Origin of the sequence: Pseudomonas sp. CFBP 8772, from assembly GCF_014841665.1 — a bacterium.
Taxonomy (GTDB): domain Bacteria; phylum Pseudomonadota; class Gammaproteobacteria; order Pseudomonadales; family Pseudomonadaceae; genus Aquipseudomonas; species Aquipseudomonas graminis_B.
On record NZ_JACYUI010000020.1, the window covers coordinates 13,613 to 31,978 of the forward strand.

Below are 18,366 nucleotides of genomic sequence, written 5' to 3' on the forward strand. Positions count from 1 at the left end.
CGAAGTGATGGAAATTTGGTTTCAAGTATTTTCGTTTAGCAGGACCAGCGCCTCGCTTATCACGGGTTAGGGCATGTCCCAGATGCAGCGACGCCGCTGATCAGCGGCGTCGATGGCTCTACGTGCGGCGAGACTTTACAGCCTGCCCATCTGGCTTCAGCCCGCCAGCAGCGCCTTGGCGATGGCCTCGTTGAACGCCGGCAGATCGTCAGGTGTGCGGGAAGTGATCAGGGTCCAGCCATTGGCCGGGCATTCCTTGACCTCGGCATCGACCCAGTTGGCCGCGCCAGCATTGACCAAGTCAGTGCGCACGCTTGGGTAGGAGGTCAGGGTTTTGCCTTCGATCACGCCGGCATCGATCAGCAGCCAAGGGCCGTGGCAAATCGACGCGACGGTCTTGCCGGCGTCGGCGAACGCTTTGACCAGCTTCTGGGCATCGCTGTCCTGGCGCAGGGTGTCGGCGTTGACCGTGCCGCCAGGAATGACCAGCGCATCGAAGTCAGCAGCAGACAAGCCGGCCAGCTTGGCGTCGGAGGTGACGACGGCGTCCTTGTCGGTGTCGTTCAGGAACAGTTGCGCAGTGCCGCCTTCAATCGAGGCGTGGGTGACCGCAGCACCTTGACCCTTCAACGCTTCCAGCGGCTTTAGCAGCTCGTCGCGCTCGATACCGGTGTTGGACGTGATGATCAAAACCTTCTTGCCGTTCAGTTGATTGCTCATGCTTTCGCTTTCCTCTGAAATATAAGTGCTGAAGTTGAAAACGGCGCTTGCCATTGGCAAGCGGTGTCACGTTCAGAGGAAGGCGCAAAAGCAAAAGTTCAGCCCGATTGCACTGAAGGGTACCGGGGCGGTTATCAGTGTTTCAGGCCGCGCACCCGGATCTCGGGTGCGGCGAGCAGTGCCGTGCGACGAAACGGCGCACCACGATCCCCTCCATCATCACAGGCAATCGCGGACTGCGGTTTCCAGGGCATTGCGGCCGAAAGCCGACGACAACGGCGCGCGCTGATACAGGAAGACCCGGGTGTTGGGATTGCCTTTGTAGACCTCGAGGATTTCATCGGAGGCGATCTTGCCGGAGATCAGCAGTTTGTAGTGACCCTTGCTCTCGGTCATGGTCGTGCCGGGCTTGATCTGCTGCCACTTGGGGTAGATGCACTTGGCGTAGTCAGACGGCGTCTTGGCGGTGTCGAAATTGAACGACGGGTTGTTCGGCGTTGAACTGCAACCCGCCAGCACCGCGGCCAGGGTGCAACCCAGTAACGAGTACGGAAATAAACGGCGCATCAATTCATCCTGAATAAGAAAACGGAACCCATTCGGCAGGGTCGATGGGCGCCTATGTTGACCAGCAACCGTGCAAATGAAAAGCGCACGCCCTGAAATTTTTTACCCCCTGCTCAAGCCTCCGTTGCCCAGACGCCGTCGAGCCAGCGGGTCATTCATTCTGATGAGTGGCTTCACTCAGCCGTGCGCTGCTTTTTGCTCGTTATGTTTGCATGTTGCTCGTTCTATGAATAGAGTGAGCGGAAACGAGCATTAAGAAAACGTGAGCTCGTTCGTTAGTGCCTGATCGACGGAGAGCACATGTCACACGATGAACTGCAACGGGCTGCACGGTCAGTCTTGATGCCGGCGATCGCCGGACTCGCGCTGGATGAACCCGTGCGCCGGCATCTGCACGCCGGCGGCGTGTCGGTGCTGCTGGGGGAGACCCGCGACGAATACCTGGCGCGCAGCATGAGCTTCGAGCGTCGCCGGGAAGAAACCGACGGGCAATTTTCCGCGATCGCCAGGGAGGCGGCGGTGTGTGCGGCGGCGCCGGTGCTGATCGCCGTCGATCAGGAACTGGGCGGCATCCAGCGCCTGCACGGTCTGGTGCCCGGTATGCCGGCTTCCGCCGAACTGACCCACATGAGTACAAGAGACATCGAGTCGCGCTGCTATGAAATGGCCAGCTCGGCCCGGGTCATGGGCGTCAATCTGTTCCTGGCGCCGATTGTTGACGTGGTCACCGGGGCGAATCCCTGGCTGCACCAGCGCCACCTCGGCGCCGACCCTGCTGAAGTGGCGCGCATTGCCTGCGCCTTCATCCGCGGTGTGCAACGCGCGGGCGTGATTGCCACGGCCAAGCATTTTCCCGGTCACTACCAGGTCGAGCAGGACCCGGCGGTGGAGCGGGCTTTCGTCCCTGATGACGCCGCTGCCCTCAGCGACGGGCTGGACGTGTTCCGGCAGGTGATTGCGGCAGGCGTCGGCGCGATCATGCCCGGGCCGGCCGTGTTCCCGGCGCTGGACCCGCACCGGTCGGCCAGCACCTCGGCGGCGGTGATCGGCCTGCTGCGCGATGCACTGGGGTTCGGAGGACTGATCGTGTCCGATGACCTCGACGCCGTTTCTATCCTGCGTGGCAACAGCATCGCCGACACCGCCGTAGCGGCGCTGAACGCCGGCGCGCACCTGTTGCTCCTGTCGGCGGAAGCGGGGCTTGACGACATCGCGCGTGCCATCGTCGATGCAGTAATCAACGGGGGGCTGGATGCGCAAACCCTGCTTGCAGCCGCGCACACAGTTCGCGCCCAAGCCCACGCCTCCCGAGCCCAGGTGGATTCAGGCCTGTACGTCTCCTACCCGGTCTCAGGCGGTCATCTCACCCGACGCGTCATGATCTGAACAGCCGCTGCTCGCTGCCAACCACTTGCAGCTTATCGCTTGTCCCTCACCCCGTTTGTGCTCCCGGCCCGGGCGTTCTACTCTCGGCCACTCCGTACACTCAGAAGGAAAGCCCGATGAGCTGGTCCGCCACGCAGTACTCCCTGTTCGAGCAGCAACGCACCCGACCGGTACGCGACCTCGTCGCCGCCATTCCCCTGACCTCGACGCGCACCGCCGTCGACCTCGGCTGCGGTCCCGGCAACTCAACCGAAGTGCTGGCCGAGCGCTTTCCGGAGGCCACGGTGACCGGGCTCGACAGTTCCGACGACATGCTCCGCGACGCCCGTCAGCGGCTGCCGGACATCGCATTCGAGCGGGCGGACATCGGCAACTGGAATCCGGCGCACACCTACGACGTAATCCTCGCCAACGCCTCGCTGCAATGGGTGCCTGACCACGCGTCGCTGTATCCACGGCTGGTTAGCCTGCTCAATCCAGGCGGTGTGCTGGCGGTGCAGACGCCGGACAACCTTGAGGAGCCGGCCCATCGTCTGGCGCGGGAGATCGCCGCGAGTGCGCAGTGGGCCGACAGGATCGGCGACGTCAAGCACCCCGATCGACACCCCGCCGCCTATTACTTCGAGCTGCTGAGGGCGCATTGCGCCGAGGTCGATGTCTGGCGCACCACGTATCACCATCCCCTCGCCGGTGGGCATGGGGCGGTGGTCGAGTGGTTCAAAGGCTCGGCGCTGCGGCCCTATCTGCAAAAGCTGGACGAAGCGGGTCAGCAGGCGTTTCTCGATGCGTACCTGCAGGCGATCAGTCAGGCCTACCCGGCGCAGGACGACGGCACGGTGCTGTTGCCGTTCCCGCGCCTGTTCATCGTGGCGACACGGTGAAGCGTGCGGCTCGCGTTAAGCCCCTGTGTTGCCAGCCGTGATCGATACCCCCGTTTACTGATGGAGTGAGCATGAGCAACGACCCCGCCGAACTGGCCGCGCGCCTGATTCGCAATTTCAACGAAGTGCCGCTGCAGCACGAGCGCCGCGACCCGCTGTACGAGAGCCACGCCGCTCGCCTGGGCACCGACACCGCCGCGCAAAAGCTGGGTGCGTCGGTGGACATTGTCGCGCCGGGCAAGCGCTCGTGCCCTTATCACTTTCACTACGCCCAGGAAGAGATGTTCGTCATTCTGGACGGGCAGGGCACCTTGCGCGTTGCGGGTGAAATGCTGCCGATCCGCAGCGGCGATGTGATCTTCATCCCGCCCGGTCCGGAGTACCCCCATCAGATCATCAACACCTCCGATGCGCCGCTGAAGTATTTGTCCATCAGCACCCGGGAGACGCCCGAAGTGTGCGAATACCCGGACTCCGGCAAGTATCAGGCGATGGTCACCCTCAATGGGGCACGCGCGTTTGTGGCCGTCCAGCGACCTGATGCCACGCTGGATTACTGGGAAGGCGAGCCTTGATTCACGGCTCGGAAATTCGCCCATGATTCATTCGGTTATAACCATAGAACGTCTCGATCTAGGCTCGATATAAGAAAAGCAGCGGTGCTTAGAGCAAAAATCGCTATTCTGCCCGCCGGCTTTCAAATGTGCAGTCAGGCAGAGCAATGGATTTTGGCAACGCAGGTTTCGTCGTCGCAGGGCTGGTGGTCGGTTTTATCGTCGGCATGACGGGGGTGGGCGGTGGATCGCTGATGACCCCGATCCTGCTGTGGTTCGGCATCAACCCCGCCACGGCGGTGGGCACCGACCTGCTGTACGCCGCCATCACCAAAAGCGGTGGCGTGCTGGTTCACAAAAAGAACGACAACATCGACTGGGGCATTACCGGCTGGCTGACCCTGGGCAGCGTGCCGGCCGCCGGGCTGACGCTGTGGTTTTTGAGCAGCCTGCACACGGCGCCGGACGCGATGAATTCGGTGATCAAACAGGCGCTGGGCGTGGTGCTGCTATTGACCGCCCTGGCGATCTTTTTCAAGAAGCGTCTGCTGGCATTCGCCCAACGCCACGCGGGTGATCGCTACCGCCTCAGCACCCGAAACCTGAACGGGCTGACGGTGCTGACCGGCGTCATCCTTGGCACCATGGTCGCGCTCACGTCCATTGGCGCTGGCGCGCTCGGCACGGTGGCGCTGTTTCTGCTTTATCCCTTCCTCGAGACCCGTCGCCTGGTCGGCACCGAAATCGCCCACGCCGTCCCCCTGACCCTCATCGCCGGCATCGGTCACGCCAGCATGGGCAACATGAACTGGTCAATGCTGGGTTACCTACTGATGGGCTCGCTGCCGGGCATCTACATCGGCAGCCACCTGACCGGTCGCATCCCCGACGCCGTCCTGCGTCCGTGTCTGGCGCTGATGCTGTTGGCGATCGGCTACAAGTTGGCGTTCTGAACGCTGGGTAGATGGACCTGCTGCGCTGCCACGTGTGGACGCGACCGGGTTGGCGCTCGACCTTGCTCGCGAAGGATTGGGAACATCCGCCAGCTCTTCAACGGCCGGGATGCCGTCCTCGTGAGCACGCTCACTGCCGCAGGGTATGTGTTCGCTGCACGCCAGGCCGGCGCCCCCACGCCTGAGCTCACTCCTTCTCCGCCCCCCAATAACGCTGCATCTCGATGAACAGAAACGACGCGGTCCATGTAATCAGCACCAGCCCCGTCAACGCCTCCAGCCCCGTCAGGTATTTCAGGTGTCCGTTGGGCGTGATGTCGCCAAAGCCGATGGTGGTGTAGGTGGTGAACGAGAAGTAGACCGAGTCCATGAAGCTGCCGTCGAAGTTTCCGGTCAGACTTCCCAATGAATCAGACCGGTTCATCAGGTAGTAGCCCAAGGCAAAGATCCACACCTCCACCGCGTGAGCGATCAGCGCGCCCAGCACGCCGATGACCACCCGGAAACGGTGCTGCAGTCCTAGCCTCGGCATGAGCTGGTTGAGGCGAATCAGGCATTCGTAATGCACCATCACCGCTGTGGTGATGATCACGATGTTGATGAGCGTGACCGCAAACATGGCGCTCTCCCCAATCAAAGCGTCATGGGGCCTTCGCCGCCGGTGATGAGGGTGCGCAGCCGTTCGAGGTCGAGGATTTCCACCGCGCGCCCCGAGACACTGACGATTCCCTGACTGCGCAGCGAGCCGATGGCGCGGCAGATCGTCTCCAGGCGCATGCCCAGATAACCGCCGATGTCCTCCCGGCTCATGCGCAACACAAAGGCAGTGCCGGAGTAGCCCCGGTTCGCCATGCGGCAGGAAACATCGAGCAAAAAGGCGGCCATGCGTTCCTCGGCATTGAGCTGACCCAGTATCAGCAGCATCTCGTGGTCCCGCACGATCTCCAGGCTGAGCGCCCGGTTGAGGTTGCGCTGCAGCGAAGGCAACTCGCGCGCCAGCCGCTCCAGCTGACTGAAGTGGATGGGACAGACTTCGCTGTCCTCCAGTGCCATGGCGTCGCATTCATGACGATCATTGCTGATCGCATCGCAGCCCAGCAGCTCTCCGCACATGGGGAACCCGATCAGCCGCTCACGCCCATCCCGGGACGTAATGGTCGTTTTGAAATAGCCCGAGCGCACCGCATAGAGTGAGCGCAGGGGATCGCCGGCGCGGTACAGCACCGCGCCTTTTTTGATCTTCAGCCGTTGCGGGATGATGGTGGACAAGCGATCGGTGTCATGCACGCTCATCCCAAGGGACAGGCAGAGCTCGCCGACGTTGAAGAACGCGCACTCTGCGTTGAGGAACGAGCCGGGAACGGCAGCCAGATGGGCGGTCATGTGCATCTCCTTGAGTGACCCAGCATAGGCCCCTGCGCTGCACAGTGACAGCGGCCATTGTGGAGGGGGCTGAGCGGGGAGGGCTGACTGCGACCTTCTTGATCCAGATCAATACCGGGCCACTTCAGGCGCGCACACTGGCCGTCGGTTGATTCACTTCAGCCACCGCCCAACCCATCGCGATCATGGGAGGCTCATGAGGCTGCCCCATGACTGATCATTCGCGCCCGTCACTGCTGGTGCTGAACGTAGGTTCTTCCAGCGTCAAGTTTTCCCTTTACGACGCCACCGATGCCCCTGCGCAAGACCCCTGCCTGGGTCACGGCAGTTTCGAGGTACACCGGGACACCGAGCGCCTGATCTTCCGCCACGCCGACGGAACCCGGCAAAACGCGCAATGGCCACGCACCGACGGCCCGGCGGATAGCGGCACGTTGCGGAACATGATGGGCTGGATAGAGCAACACACCGAAGGGCACCTCTGTGCGGCGGCCCATCGGGTGGTTCACGGCGGCGATCGCACGCTCACGGGCGCCCGGGTGGATCCGGCCCTCTTGGGCGAGCTGCAGGCGCTCATTCCCATGGCGCCCCTGCATCAGCCGCGGTGCCTGGCGCCGATTCACTATCTGGCGCGCGAGCACGGCGGCCTGGCGCAATATGCCTGCTTCGACACGGCCTTCCACCACACCCTCGATCCGCTGGAGACCTCATTCGGGCTGCCCCGCGCCATGACCGAACAGGGCCTGCGTCGCTACGGTTTTCACGGGCTGTCCTACGAATACATTGCCGGTGTCCTTCCCGAATACGATGAGCGCGCAGCGAAGGGCCGCACGATTGTGGCGCACCTGGGCAACGGGGCCAGCCTGTGCGCCCTGCATAACCGGGTCAGTCGGGCCACGACGATGGGCTTCAGCACGCTGGACGGTTTGTTGATGGGCACGCGTCCCGGTCGGCTCGACCCCGGCGTGTTGCTGTACCTGATGCGCGAGCGCGGCATGGACGCCGAAGCCCTCGAAGACCTGCTCTATCACCAGTGCGGTTTATTGGGCGTTTCCGGTGGTATCGCCAGTGACATACGCGAACTGGCTGACAGCACCGCACCAGCGGCAGCACAAGCAATCGCGTTATTCGTGCGCAGCGTCGTGCGAGAGATCGGCGCCATGACGGCGGTCCTTGGCGGCCTCGATGCGCTGATCCTGACCGGCGGCATCGGCGAAAACTCGGCGCCGGTTCGCAACGCGATTCTTGACGGCTGCGCATGGCTTGGCCTGCAGCACTCGTCCTCACCCAACACGCCACAAGGCGCCTGCCTGTCGCTGCCCGACAGCAAGGTTTGCGCCTGGACCCTCCCGACCGACGAAAACGCTGTTATCGCCCGCCACGCCCTCAAGCTGTTGCACAGCGGCGCCTGAATCGACCAGTGCGCATTTGCGCGCCACACCTTTTGCGTATCGCCCCCAGTGGAGTCGCCATGTACAGCTTCAACCCGTCACTCTCCAGCGTCGATGAAACCCACGTCAGCCGCGGGTCCTGGATGGAGCCCGACACCTCGTCAGGCCCCCTGGCCCCCGAGTTGCTCACGCGCCTGCACCACTACTGGAACGCCGCGAATTACCTGTGCGTCGGCCAGATCTATCTCAAGGCCAACCCGCTGCTGCGTGAACCGCTGCTGGCCGAGCACATCAAGCCCAGGCTGCTGGGGCACTGGGGGACCTCGGTCGGGCAAAACTTTATCTACGTGCACCTGAACCGGCTGATCAGTGAGCGACGCACTGAAACCCTCTTTATTTCCGGTCCCGGCCATGGCGGTCCGACCATGAACGCCTGCGCCTGGCTCGAAGGCACCTACAGCGAAGTGCACCCCGACATCACCGCAGATGAAGCCGGCATGTTGCGTTTCTTTCGCAGTTTCTCCACTCCCGGCGGCATTCCCAGCCACTGCGGCCCGCATACGCCTAACTCCCTCCACGAGGGTGGCGAGCTGGGCTATTCGCTGATGCATGCCTTTGGCGCGGTGTTCGACAACCCTTCATTGCTGGTGGCCTGTGTGATTGGCGACGGTGAGGCTGAAACCTGTCCGCTGGAAGGCAGCTGGAAAAGCGTGCACTTCCTCGACCCCCGCCGTGATGGTGCGGTGCTGCCGATTCTGCATCTCAACGGCTACAAGATTTCCGGGCCGACGGTCGAGGCACGGCTTGCCGATGACGATCTGCTCGAGCTTTACCGAGGCCGGGGTTATCAGCCGATTATCGTCGCGGGCGATGACCTGCCGGGCATGCACCAGCGCTTCGCCGCCGCGCTCAATCGCTGTGACGACATCATCTGTGAGATCCAGGCCGCGGCCAGAGAGGGCGGCGGAACCGTACGCGCGCGATGGCCCATGATTATTCTGCGCAGCCCCAAAGGCTGGACCGGCCCCAAGGTCGTCGACGGGCTGCCGGTCGAGGGCACGTTCCGCGCCCATCAGGTTCCCCTCGCCAACGTCGCCGGCAACCCCGAGCACCTCCAGCAACTGGAAGACTGGATGCGCAGCTACGAACCCCAGACGCTGTTCGATGAACAGGGGCGTCTGGCGCCAGGACTTCAAGCCCTGACACCGCCACCGGCGCTGCGCATGGGTGCGATCCCTTACGTGAACGGTGGCCGCATGCTGGTGGCGCTGGACCTGCCGAACTTTGCCGAATACGGGCTTGAGGTGCCTGGCCCGGGGCAGGTCATCGCCGAAGCGCCGCGCAAGCTGGGCGAGTACCTGCGCGACGTGATGCGCAACAACCCGCGCAACTTCCGCGTATTCGGGCCGGACGAGACCAGCTCCAACCGGCTCAATGCGGTGTTCGAAGCGAGCAACCGGACGGCCGCCGGGCCGTGTCTGGACATTGACGACCATCTGGCCTCCGACGGGCGTGTGATGGAAGTGCTGAGCGAGCACCTGTGCGAGGGCTGGCTCGAAGGGTACCTGCTCACCGGGCGCCACGGCATGTGGTCAACCTACGAAGCGTTCGCCCAAGTGGTCGATTCCATGGTCACGCAACACGCCAAGTGGTTGCAGCAGAGCCGTGAGTTTGCCTGGCGCCGGCCGCTGGCCTCGCTCAACATCCTGATCAGCAGTCACGCCTGGCGCAACGACCACAATGGCTTCAGTCATCAGTCCACGGGGTTCGTTGACAACGTGCTGCAGCGTCGTTCGGATGTGGTTCGCGTGTACTACCCGCCGGACTCCAACTGCCTGGTCAATGTCTTCGACCACTGCCTGCGCAGTCGCAACTATGTGAACGTCGTGACCTGTGGCAAGCAGCCGGATTTCCAGTGGCTGGACTTCGATGCGGCGCTCAGGCACTGCTCCCAAGGCGCGTCGATCTGGTCCTTTGCCAGCAGCGATGACGGGGCGCCGGACGTGGTGCTCGGTTGTGCGGGGGATGTGCCTACCACCGAGGCAGTGGCGGCCGCCTGGTTGCTGCAAAAGCATGTGCCCGGCATCCGCGTGAGGCTTGTGAACGTGGTCGACCTCGGGATTTTGAGCGCCCCCGAGGATCGGCCCCATGGCATGGATCACGCCTCGTTCGAAGCGCTGTTCACCCGGGACGCACCGGTGATGTTCGCCTTTCATGGCTCGACCTGGGTCATTCACTCGATGGTCCACGGCCGCGCCAACGAAGCCCGTTTTCATGTGCGCGGCTTCAGCGACCGAGGCACCACCACCACGCCTTTTGACATGGTGGTGCTCAACCGCATGAGCCGTTATCACCTGGCGATCGACGCCTTGAGCCACGTCCCGCATCTGCGCGCCCACAGCCTTGACGCCGTGCACTTCTTCGAGAGCCAGTTGCGCAAACACGATGCCTGGATTCGGGAGCACTTCGAGGACATGCCGGAGATCAGGAACTGGCGCTGGACGGGTGATTTCAGTGACTCCGATGCACCGCCGCCACTGGCCAAGGGGCATGTCCGCGGGCAGACCTTCACGGACGCGTGACCATCAACCTTTTAACTGCAACGGAAGGCCGAGCACATGAACAGACTCAAAATCGTCGCCAGCCCCGAGGCACGCCGTTGCTTCAACACCTCCCGCAAGGTGGTGGAGTTTGGCGCGACCGACCTGACCGATGTCGCGGCGGTCGTTCTCACCGCCCTGGACTGGCGCGAGGGTCGGGTCGACGATGTCTGCCGGTCCGGGTTCGACATACCGGTGTTTTTTGCCGTGGCCAAAGACGACGAGCTGACCCGGGATGCCATTCTCGACGTAGAAAAGGTGCTGCTGCAAATCAGCGGCGTGTTCGACCTCGGCGTCGACAACGCCGGGTTCTACGGCCACAAGCTCGAGCGGGCGGCCACGCAGTACGAGGAGGCATTGCTGCCGCCGTTTTTCGGCGCGCTCAAACACTATGTCGAGCGGGGCAACACCACCTTCGCCTGTCCGGGTCATCAGGGCGGGCAGTTCTTTCGCAAACATCCGTCGGGCCGGCAGTTCTTCGATTTCTTCGGGGAGACGTTGTTTCGCGCGGATCGCTGCAACGCCGACATCGAAATGGGCGACCTGCTGATTCACGAGGGCGCGCCCCTTGAAGCGCAGAAACGCGCGGCGAAGGTCTACAACGCCGACAAAACCTACTTCGTTCTCAATGGCACCTCGACGTCCAACAAGGTGGTGACCCAGGCGTTGCTGACCCCTGGCGATGTGGTGCTGTTCGACCGCAATAACCACAAATCCATTCATCAGAGCGCGCTGTTTCAGGCCGGTGCGACGCCGCTGTACCTTGAAACGGCACGAACCCCTATGGCTTGATCGGCGGCATTGATTCGCACTGTTTTGAAGAAGGCTATTTGCGTGAGCAACTGAGCCTCGTCGCACCTGCCAAGGCCGATGAGGCGAGGCCGTTCCGCCTCGCAATCATTCAGCTGGGCACCTACGACGGCACGGTGTGCAATGCGCGGCAGATCGTCGATCGCATCGGCCACTTGTGCGATTACATCCTGTTCGATTCGGCGTGGCTGGGGTACGAGCAATTCATCCCGATGATGAAGGACTGCTCGCCCTTGTTGCTGGAGCTGGGCCCTGACGATCCGGGGATCTTCGTCACGCAGTCCATCCACAAGCAGCAGGCCGGGTTTTCCCAGGCCTCGCAGATCCACAAGAAGGACCGTCACATCAAAGGGCAGGCGCGCTACTGCAATCACCTGCGCCTGAACAATTCGTTTATGGCCCAGGCCTCGACCAGCCCTTTCTACCCGCTGTTTGTCTGTCTGGATGTCAACGCGCGCATGCACAGCGGACGCAGCGGCCATCGGTTGTGGGACGAGTGCGTGCGGGCCGGCATCGAGGCGCGCAAGCTGATGATGGACAATTGCACGCTGATCAAACCCTTTGTGCCGCCGACCATCGACGGTCGCTATTGGCAGGACTATCCGACGGACGAAATTGCCCGTGACCTGCGGTTTTTCCGTTTTCACCCGGACGAACGCTGGCACGCGTTCGAGGGGTATACGGAAAACCAGTACTTCATCGACCCGTGCAAACTGTTGTTCACCAACCCCGGGATTGATGCCGTGAGCGGGCAATACACTGACTTCGGCATCCATGCCGGCGTGCTGGCGACGTTCCTGCGCCAGTTCGAGATCGTCCCTGAAAAGAACGACCTCAACACCATTCTGTTTCTGCTGACCCCGGCCGAAGGCAAGGCAAAGATGGAGCATCTGGTGGCGCAAATCGGCCGCTTCGAGCGGTTCATCAAAGACGACGCACCCCTGGCCGACGTGCTGCCGGCGCTCTACAACGCCCATCAGGTCCGCTACCGCGACTACAGCATCCGCCAGCTGTGTCAGGAAATGCATTCCCTCTACGCCCGGCACGACGTGAAGCAGCTGCAGAAGGCAATGTTCCGCAAAGCGAGCATGCCCGTGGTGGCGATGGATCCCCGTGAAGCCAACCTGGCGTTCGTACGGGGCAAGGTCGAGCTGATTGCGCTGGAAGAGGCCCGCGGACGCGTGGCAGCGGAAGGCGCATTGCCGTATCCACCGGGGGTCTTGTGCGTGGTGCCCGGCGAGGTCTGGGACGGCGCGGTGCTGGCGTATTTTCTCGCCCTGCAAGACGCGATCAACCAGTTCCCGGGCTTCAATCCAGAGCTTCAGGGTGTGTACCTGCGCACCGAAGACGACGGCCGCATCCGTGCCTACGGGCATGTGCTCCAGCAGTGAGCGCCGCGATTCCCGTCCCCCGAACTCAACCGCTCCCAACCAGAGGAAGACGCCATGAAAGGCAAAATGAAAGCGGCAGTGGTCGAAGCATTCGGCAGCCCGCTGGTACTCCGAGAGTGGGACATCCCCACGCCAGGCCCCGGGCAGATTCTGATCAAGACCGAAGCGTGCGGGGTCTGTCACACCGACTTGCACGCGGCAAGGGGCGACTGGCCGGTCAAGCCGTCGTTGCCATTCATTCCCGGCCATGAAGGCATCGGCATCGTCGTCGCCTTGGGCGCGGGCGTGACCCGCGTGGGCGAGGGGGATCGCGTGGGTGTGCCGTGGCTGTATTCAGCCTGCGGCCACTGCGAGTATTGCCTGAGCGCATGGGAAACCGTGTGCGCCAGTGCCGAGTTCGGTGGTTACACCCGCAATGGCGGATTCGCCGAGTACATCCTCGCTGACCCTGAATACGTCGCACGCATTCCCGCCGGGCTCGCGCCCCACGAAGCCGCGCCGATCATCTGCGCCGGGGTGACGACTTACAAGGGCATCAAGGAGGCCGATGTCAGACCGGGTCAGTGGATCGTGATTTCAGGGATTGGCGGTCTAGGGCACTTGGCCGTGCAGTACGCCAAAGCCATGGGCCTGCGCGTGTGTGCGGTGGACGTCGACGACGGCAAACTGGCCCATGCCACTCAGTTGGGCGCGGACGCGGCGGTGAATGTCCGCCACGGCGATCCGGTGCAAGCCGTCAGGGACGTCACCGATGGCGGGGCCCATGGCGTGCTGATCACCGCGCCTTCGCTGGCGGCCTTCAAGCAAGGGGTAGGCATGACGCGCAAATGTGGCACGTGTGTGCTGGTAGGACTGCCACCGGGCGAGTTTCCACTGTCGCTGTTTGAGGTGGTCGCCAACTGCATCACCGTGCGCGGCTCGTTCGTCGGCACTCGGCAGGACATGGCTGAAGCACTGGCGTTCGCCGCCGAAGGCAAGGTCAAGGCCGACATCGACCTGAGGCCGTTGGCCGAGATCAATCAGGTGTTCAGGGAGCTTGAAGACGGCGAAGTGAAATCCAGGATCGTGATCGACTTTCGCGGGTGACCGACCCGGCCTCTTCCCGGCTAAAGCCGGTCCTACTGTGCATCGCATGCAGTCAGCGGGATTGGCGTTGACGCTGACTCGTAGGACCGGCTTTAGCCGGGAAGGCGTCAGACGTCACGCCGCAAAATTCAGGTTGCTTACACTGGCCTGTTCCCGGCTGAAGCCGGTCCTACTCATGCACCGTATGCATCCAGCAAGAACCCGCAAGCATCACCCGCAGCTAGATCAATTACCCGAGTGAAAGGGAATCGGCTGGCGTGGCGCTTCGGGTGTGGTGTGGGGCTGGCCGACCATTTCGTCGTAGACCACCGGGTGGACGATAAACAGTTTCACTTCCTGGGTGGACGACAGGCATTTGCGCGCTTCGTCGATCGACGCCACGTGCAGCACCTTGCCATCGGGGCTGGTGACCGCATTGGACTTGCCGTCCATGAGCGCATGAATGACATAGGAGCCACCTTCGACCGAGACCAGATTGACCTCGGTGACTTCTCCGGCCTTGACGTGTTTGCTGAGCTTGTCCAGATCCATTACGGCACCTTAATGTCGCCCGCGGGCGTTGTCTGTTCCATGGATTGATGCGAAACCGTCGAAGCGGCCTGCCTGTATTGGAAGAGGATGGCGGTGCCAAGTTCAACGCAAAAACGGGGAGGGGGACGAGGAGGCGTTGCCGGGGATTTCCAGGAAGAGTGCCGGCACAGAAGAGAGGGCGCCGGCACCGGGAAACCTGCCGCCACCTGCCAACACCATCAGCAGGCAGCGGCCGGAATTCACGACATCAGCAATCAGCAGAGCTTGTCGATGACGCGCAGGCCAGGCGCTTTCTGCACGGCGCCCCATTCACTGCTCAGGGTTTCCAGCACCTGGCCAAGGAACTGCTTGTCTGCGGCGGCCTTCTTGCCGACATAGCCGTGGCCTTTGCGGTACATCTTCAGCCGTGCACGCATGTGCGGGTGCTGACTCTCGAATTGTTCTTCCTCGGTGCAGGCACCCAGGCCGTCCATGTGCACGTTGCCTTCCTCGCACACCCAGAGGATGTGGCTATCAAGGGAATCCTTGCGTGCGGCGAACAGTCGAGCCAATTGATCAATGGTAGGTTGGTTGTTCAGGTTCATGGTTGTTACCCCTTTTTGACCACTGGTTAATCTATCGAGTGAGTTCAAACGCAATGGCGAATCGTCCGTCGATTCGCAGTCCTTCCAGTCGCTGACAAGCAGGGTCCGTCGGTACACAGAGCCGGTGCCGGGCCACACGTGTGTGGGCATTGATGAGCGCAGAGGAGGAAGGTCGGACCCGGGGGAGAAACGGCGGACGCCTTGGGGACACGGGCGACTGAGTGGTCGACCACAAGTGTCATGAGGACGTGTCGCCGGCGCTCGGCCTGGTGGGTCGATCTTGCCGGTTCGGCTTCATCAATCTGCCTTGTGGGCAGCACACATCCAGAGGTTGTTCGACGGCTGTATCGAACGGGCCCGGAATACTTTTGCCAGCTCTCCCGATCGGGGAGACGCCTGCACTATGCAGTCGGCAAAAGGCCTCGTCAATGGTTTTGTAGTGATTATTTTGTAGCACTACAAAATTTGTAGTTTCAGAACACGAAGGTCGATTCGTGACTACAAAGTCAATGAATCCGGGGGGCACAGCGCAGGGGCAAAACGCAGAAGGCAATACGCAGAAGGCAAAACGCAAAACTGGGTGCCTGAAACGACACTTGCCCGCGACCGGGTCAGGCAGCCGTTGTTTCCGGCTGGCCGACCCTGTCGCGGGCAAGCGTGTCGCTATGAATCCAGACGCGAGTACTTACGCCTGTGGAGCCTTTTGCAGTTCAAACAGCAACAGCGAACGCGGTGTGACCGTGTACTCGCTGCCGAACTCGAACTGATCCTTGCCATCGATCTCCGGCTGATTGGTGTCAATCAGGCTGGTCCAGTTGAGGCCTTCCGGCACTTCCGGCAGCGTGAAGTTGACGCCGTCGTGGTGCGAGTTGACCAGCAGCAGCAGCGTGGCTTCAGAGCCGCGACGACGGATACCGGTTTCCTGCGCGCGGCCATCCATCAGCATGCCCAGGCAGCGACCATTTGGGTCTTCCCACTGCTCGATGCTCATCTCTTCGCCGCTTGGCGACAGCCAGGTCACGTCCTTGACGCCCAGTGCATCGTTGTAATCGCCTACCAGGAAGCGGCTACGACGCAGGATCGGGTACGACTGACGCAGCTTGATCAGACGCTTGACGAACGCCAGCAGGGCCTTGCCGTCTTCGTCCAGATCCCAGTTGACCCAGCCGATCTCGCTGTCCTGGCAATAGGCGTTGTTGTTGCCGTGCTGGGTGCGGGCGAACTCGTCACCGGCGACCACCATCGGCGTGCCCTGGGCCAGCAGCAGCGTCGAGAAGAAGTTACGCATCTGACGCAGGCGCAGCGCGTTGATTTCCGGATCGTCGGTCGGGCCTTCGACGCCACAGTTCCACGAACGGTTGTCGTTGCTGCCGTCCTGGTTGTTCTCGTCGTTGTCTTCGTTGTGCTTGTCGTTGTACGACACCAGGTCGTGCAGCGTGAAGCCGTCGTGGGCGGTGATGAAGTTCACCGACGCGTACGGCCGGCGGCCACGCTGGTTGAACAGGTTGCCCGACGCGGTCATGCGGTTGGCGAAGTCTGCCAGCTGGCCTTCGTCGCCTTTCCAGAACGCACGGATGTTGTCGCGGAATTTGTCGTTCCACTCCGCCCAGCCCGGCGCGAAGTTGCCGACCTGGTAGCCGCCTGGACCGCAGTCCCATGGCTCGGCGATCAGTTTCACCGAACGCAGCACCGGATCCTGGCGGCAGGCCACGAGGAAGCTGTGGCGTTCGCTGAAACCGTCGTGGTAGCGGCCGAGGATGGTGGCCAGGTCGAAACGGAAACCGTCGACGTGCATTTCGGTCGCCCAGTAACGCAGCGAGTCGGTGACCATCTGGAGAACGCACGGGTGGCTCAGGTCGAGGGTGTTGCCGGTGCCGGAATCGTTGATGTAGTAACGCTTGTCATCCGGCATCAGGCGGTAGTAGGAAGCGTTGTCGATACCGCGCATGGACAGGGTCGGGCCGCGCTCGTTGCCTTCAGCGGTGTGGTTGTAGACCACATCCAGAATCACTTCCAGGTTGGCATGGTGCATGTGCGCAACCATTTCCTTGAACTCGGAAATCTTGCCGTGGGCCAGGTAGCGCGGGTCCGGTGCGAAGAACGCCAGGGTGTTGTAACCCCAGTAGTTGGTCATGCCCTTTTCCAGCAAGTGCTGGTCGTTGACGAAGGCGTGGATCGGCAGCAATTCGATCGAAGTGACGCCCAGACCTTTGATGTGCTTGATCACGTCATCGACCATCAGGCCGGCGAACGTGCCTTTGACTTCATCGGGCACGGACGGGTGACGCATGGTGAAACCGCGGGTGTGGGTCTCGTAGAAAATAGTCTTGTCCCACGGCACGTCGACCCGCTGCTCGCGGCCCCAGGTGTAGGCAGGGTCGATGACCTTGCACTTGGGCACGAAGGGCGCGCTGTCACGCTCGTCGAAGCTCAGGTCGTCGTCCGGGTGACCGATGGTGTAACCGAACAGTGCCTCGGACCACTTCAGCTCGCCGACCAATTGCTTGGCGTACGGGTCGATCAGCAGTTTGTTGTGGTTGAAACGGTGGCCGTTCTTCGGATCGTACGGACCGTAGACGCGGTAACCGTAGACCTGACCCGGGTGGGCGTCGGGCAGGTAACCGTGATAAATCTCGTCGGTGTATTCCGGCAGCTCGATACGCTCAAGCTCCACTTCGCCGGCGGAGTCGAACAGGCACAGCTCGACCTTGGTGGCGTTGGCGGAAAAGATGGCGAAGTTGACGCCAAGGCCGTCCCAGCTGGCGCCGAGCGGGAAGGGCAGGCCTTCACGGATGCGCGAAGCCGTGACTTCGGGGCTGCCAGCGTTGCCGGATTCATTCTGTGTAGCGGCGTTCTTATCTTGCGTGCTCATGTGTATTCCTGACGTTCGAATGAGTTCCTGAAGGCGAACAAAGCCGTGGCCTCAGTCCATGACTGCGCCATCGATGCAACAGGGTGGGTGCAACAGGGTGGTGCGACTGAATCAAAACTACCGCAGGGACACGACCGTTTTGCGACGATCCCTGCGGCAGGGGTACTGGCTTTGCGACGATGACGCGTTACGCCTGGGAATCAGGGCGTAGGTGGCTTCGCTGCGGCGGGCTTCTTCGCAGAAGACTTGGCGGCAGGTTTGGCCGGTTTGGCGGAAGCATCAGAAGCGCTTGCTGGAGCTTTTGGCTTGGCAGCAGGCTTGGCCGGCGCTTTTGCCGCTGGCTTCGGTGCAGGCTTGGCGTCTGCCTTTGCATCAGCACTGGCCGGCTTGTCTGCAGGTTTGGATGCAGACTTCGCAGCAGGTTTGGCCGCAGCTTTAGCAGCGGGTTTGGCGGCGGCAGCCTTGGGCTCCGCTTTGCCGTCAAGCTTGGACTTCGCCGTCTTCGCAGCAGCCGGTTTTTTAGGCGACTTCGCCTCGGCGGCGGCCAACTTGCTAGCCATTTCCCAGTGGCGGGCGTCTTGCCCATGTGGCTTGCCTTCCGTTTCCCAGATCTGGTGGGCAAGCTCGCTGATTCTTTTATCGTCGGCACTCATCTCG

At 62.2% G+C, this 18,366-nt stretch carries 15 protein-coding genes and 1 pseudogene; 8 read left to right on the plus strand and 8 right to left on the minus strand.

Translation table 11 applies throughout. The annotated features are described in order from the left end of the window. Positions 1-156: 156 nt before the first annotated feature. A complete protein-coding gene (locus IFT99_RS25080) occupies positions 157-720 on the minus strand; it encodes a type 1 glutamine amidotransferase domain-containing protein (RefSeq protein WP_065987214.1) in 564 nt (187 codons plus the stop codon). 219 nt (positions 721-939) lie between these two features. Continuing rightward, a complete protein-coding gene (locus IFT99_RS25085) occupies positions 940-1,287 on the minus strand; it encodes a hypothetical protein (RefSeq protein ID WP_065987139.1) in 348 nt (115 codons plus the stop codon). 300 nt (positions 1,288-1,587) lie between these two features. On the opposite strand from IFT99_RS25085, the gene IFT99_RS25090 reads away from it, so the two are divergent. From IFT99_RS25090 to IFT99_RS25105, 4 genes are all read left to right on the plus strand, one after another. Next, positions 1,588-2,673 carry a glycoside hydrolase family 3 N-terminal domain-containing protein gene (locus IFT99_RS25090; protein ID WP_065987141.1) on the plus strand — a complete coding sequence of 362 codons (1,086 nt, stop codon included), beginning with the start codon at positions 1,588-1,590 and terminating at the stop codon, positions 2,671-2,673. Positions 2,674-2,789: 116 nt separating this feature from the next. Next, the gene (tam, locus tag IFT99_RS25095; protein ID WP_192135912.1) at positions 2,790-3,554 is read left to right on the plus strand and encodes a trans-aconitate 2-methyltransferase; all 765 of its coding nucleotides are present in this window, start codon (positions 2,790-2,792) and stop codon (positions 3,552-3,554) included. A gap of 71 nt (positions 3,555-3,625) precedes the next feature. Further along, entirely contained in the window at positions 3,626-4,129 is a 504-nt protein-coding gene (locus tag IFT99_RS25100; RefSeq protein WP_192135914.1) for a cupin domain-containing protein, read from the plus strand. A gap of 146 nt (positions 4,130-4,275) precedes the next feature. Continuing rightward, positions 4,276-5,061, plus strand: coding sequence for a sulfite exporter TauE/SafE family protein (locus tag IFT99_RS25105; protein WP_065987149.1), 786 nt, complete (start codon positions 4,276-4,278; stop codon positions 5,059-5,061). A gap of 187 nt (positions 5,062-5,248) precedes the next feature. Here the strand turns inward: IFT99_RS25105 and IFT99_RS25110 are convergent, their stop codons facing one another. Together IFT99_RS25110 and IFT99_RS25115 are read right to left on the minus strand one after the other, a co-directional pair. Continuing rightward, the gene (locus tag IFT99_RS25110) at positions 5,249-5,680 is read right to left on the minus strand and encodes a potassium channel family protein (protein WP_192135916.1); all 432 of its coding nucleotides are present in this window, start codon (positions 5,678-5,680) and stop codon (positions 5,249-5,251) included. Positions 5,681-5,694: 14 nt separating this feature from the next. Next, a complete protein-coding gene (locus IFT99_RS25115; RefSeq protein WP_192135918.1) occupies positions 5,695-6,444 on the minus strand; it encodes a helix-turn-helix domain-containing protein in 750 nt (249 codons plus the stop codon). Between the two features lie 209 nt (positions 6,445-6,653). Between IFT99_RS25115 and IFT99_RS25120 the strand changes: the two genes are divergently transcribed. From IFT99_RS25120 to adhP, 4 genes and pseudogenes are all read left to right on the plus strand, one after another. Beyond that, on the plus strand, positions 6,654-7,856 hold the full coding sequence (locus IFT99_RS25120) for an acetate/propionate family kinase (protein ID WP_192135920.1): 1,203 nt from the start codon (positions 6,654-6,656) through the stop codon (positions 7,854-7,856). Positions 7,857-7,915: 59 nt separating this feature from the next. Continuing rightward, on the plus strand, positions 7,916-10,417 hold the full coding sequence (locus IFT99_RS25125; RefSeq protein WP_192135923.1) for a phosphoketolase family protein: 2,502 nt from the start codon (positions 7,916-7,918) through the stop codon (positions 10,415-10,417). A gap of 36 nt (positions 10,418-10,453) precedes the next feature. Beyond that, positions 10,454-12,636: pseudogene (locus IFT99_RS25130) on the plus strand (ornithine decarboxylase). Between the two features lie 54 nt (positions 12,637-12,690). Further along, positions 12,691-13,722, plus strand: coding sequence for an alcohol dehydrogenase AdhP (adhP, locus tag IFT99_RS25135; protein WP_192135925.1), 1,032 nt, complete (start codon positions 12,691-12,693; stop codon positions 13,720-13,722). 225 nt (positions 13,723-13,947) lie between these two features. Here adhP and IFT99_RS25140 read toward each other — a convergent pair whose 3' ends face one another. The 4 genes from IFT99_RS25140 to IFT99_RS25155 form a co-directional block, all read right to left on the minus strand. Further along, positions 13,948-14,253: a DUF6482 family protein gene (locus IFT99_RS25140; RefSeq protein WP_065987158.1), complete on the minus strand. Its 306-nt coding sequence runs from the start codon at positions 14,251-14,253 to the stop codon at positions 13,948-13,950. A gap of 254 nt (positions 14,254-14,507) precedes the next feature. Continuing rightward, the gene (locus tag IFT99_RS25145; protein ID WP_192135927.1) at positions 14,508-14,837 is read right to left on the minus strand and encodes a hypothetical protein; all 330 of its coding nucleotides are present in this window, start codon (positions 14,835-14,837) and stop codon (positions 14,508-14,510) included. Between the two features lie 685 nt (positions 14,838-15,522). Beyond that, complete coding sequence (glgX, locus tag IFT99_RS25150; protein ID WP_192135929.1) at positions 15,523-17,709, minus strand: glycogen debranching protein GlgX; 2,187 nt, start codon at positions 17,707-17,709, stop codon at positions 15,523-15,525. Between the two features lie 200 nt (positions 17,710-17,909). Beyond that, on the minus strand, positions 17,910-18,362 hold the full coding sequence (locus IFT99_RS25155) for a DUF2934 domain-containing protein (protein ID WP_192135931.1): 453 nt from the start codon (positions 18,360-18,362) through the stop codon (positions 17,910-17,912). Positions 18,363-18,366: the final 4 nt, after the last annotated feature.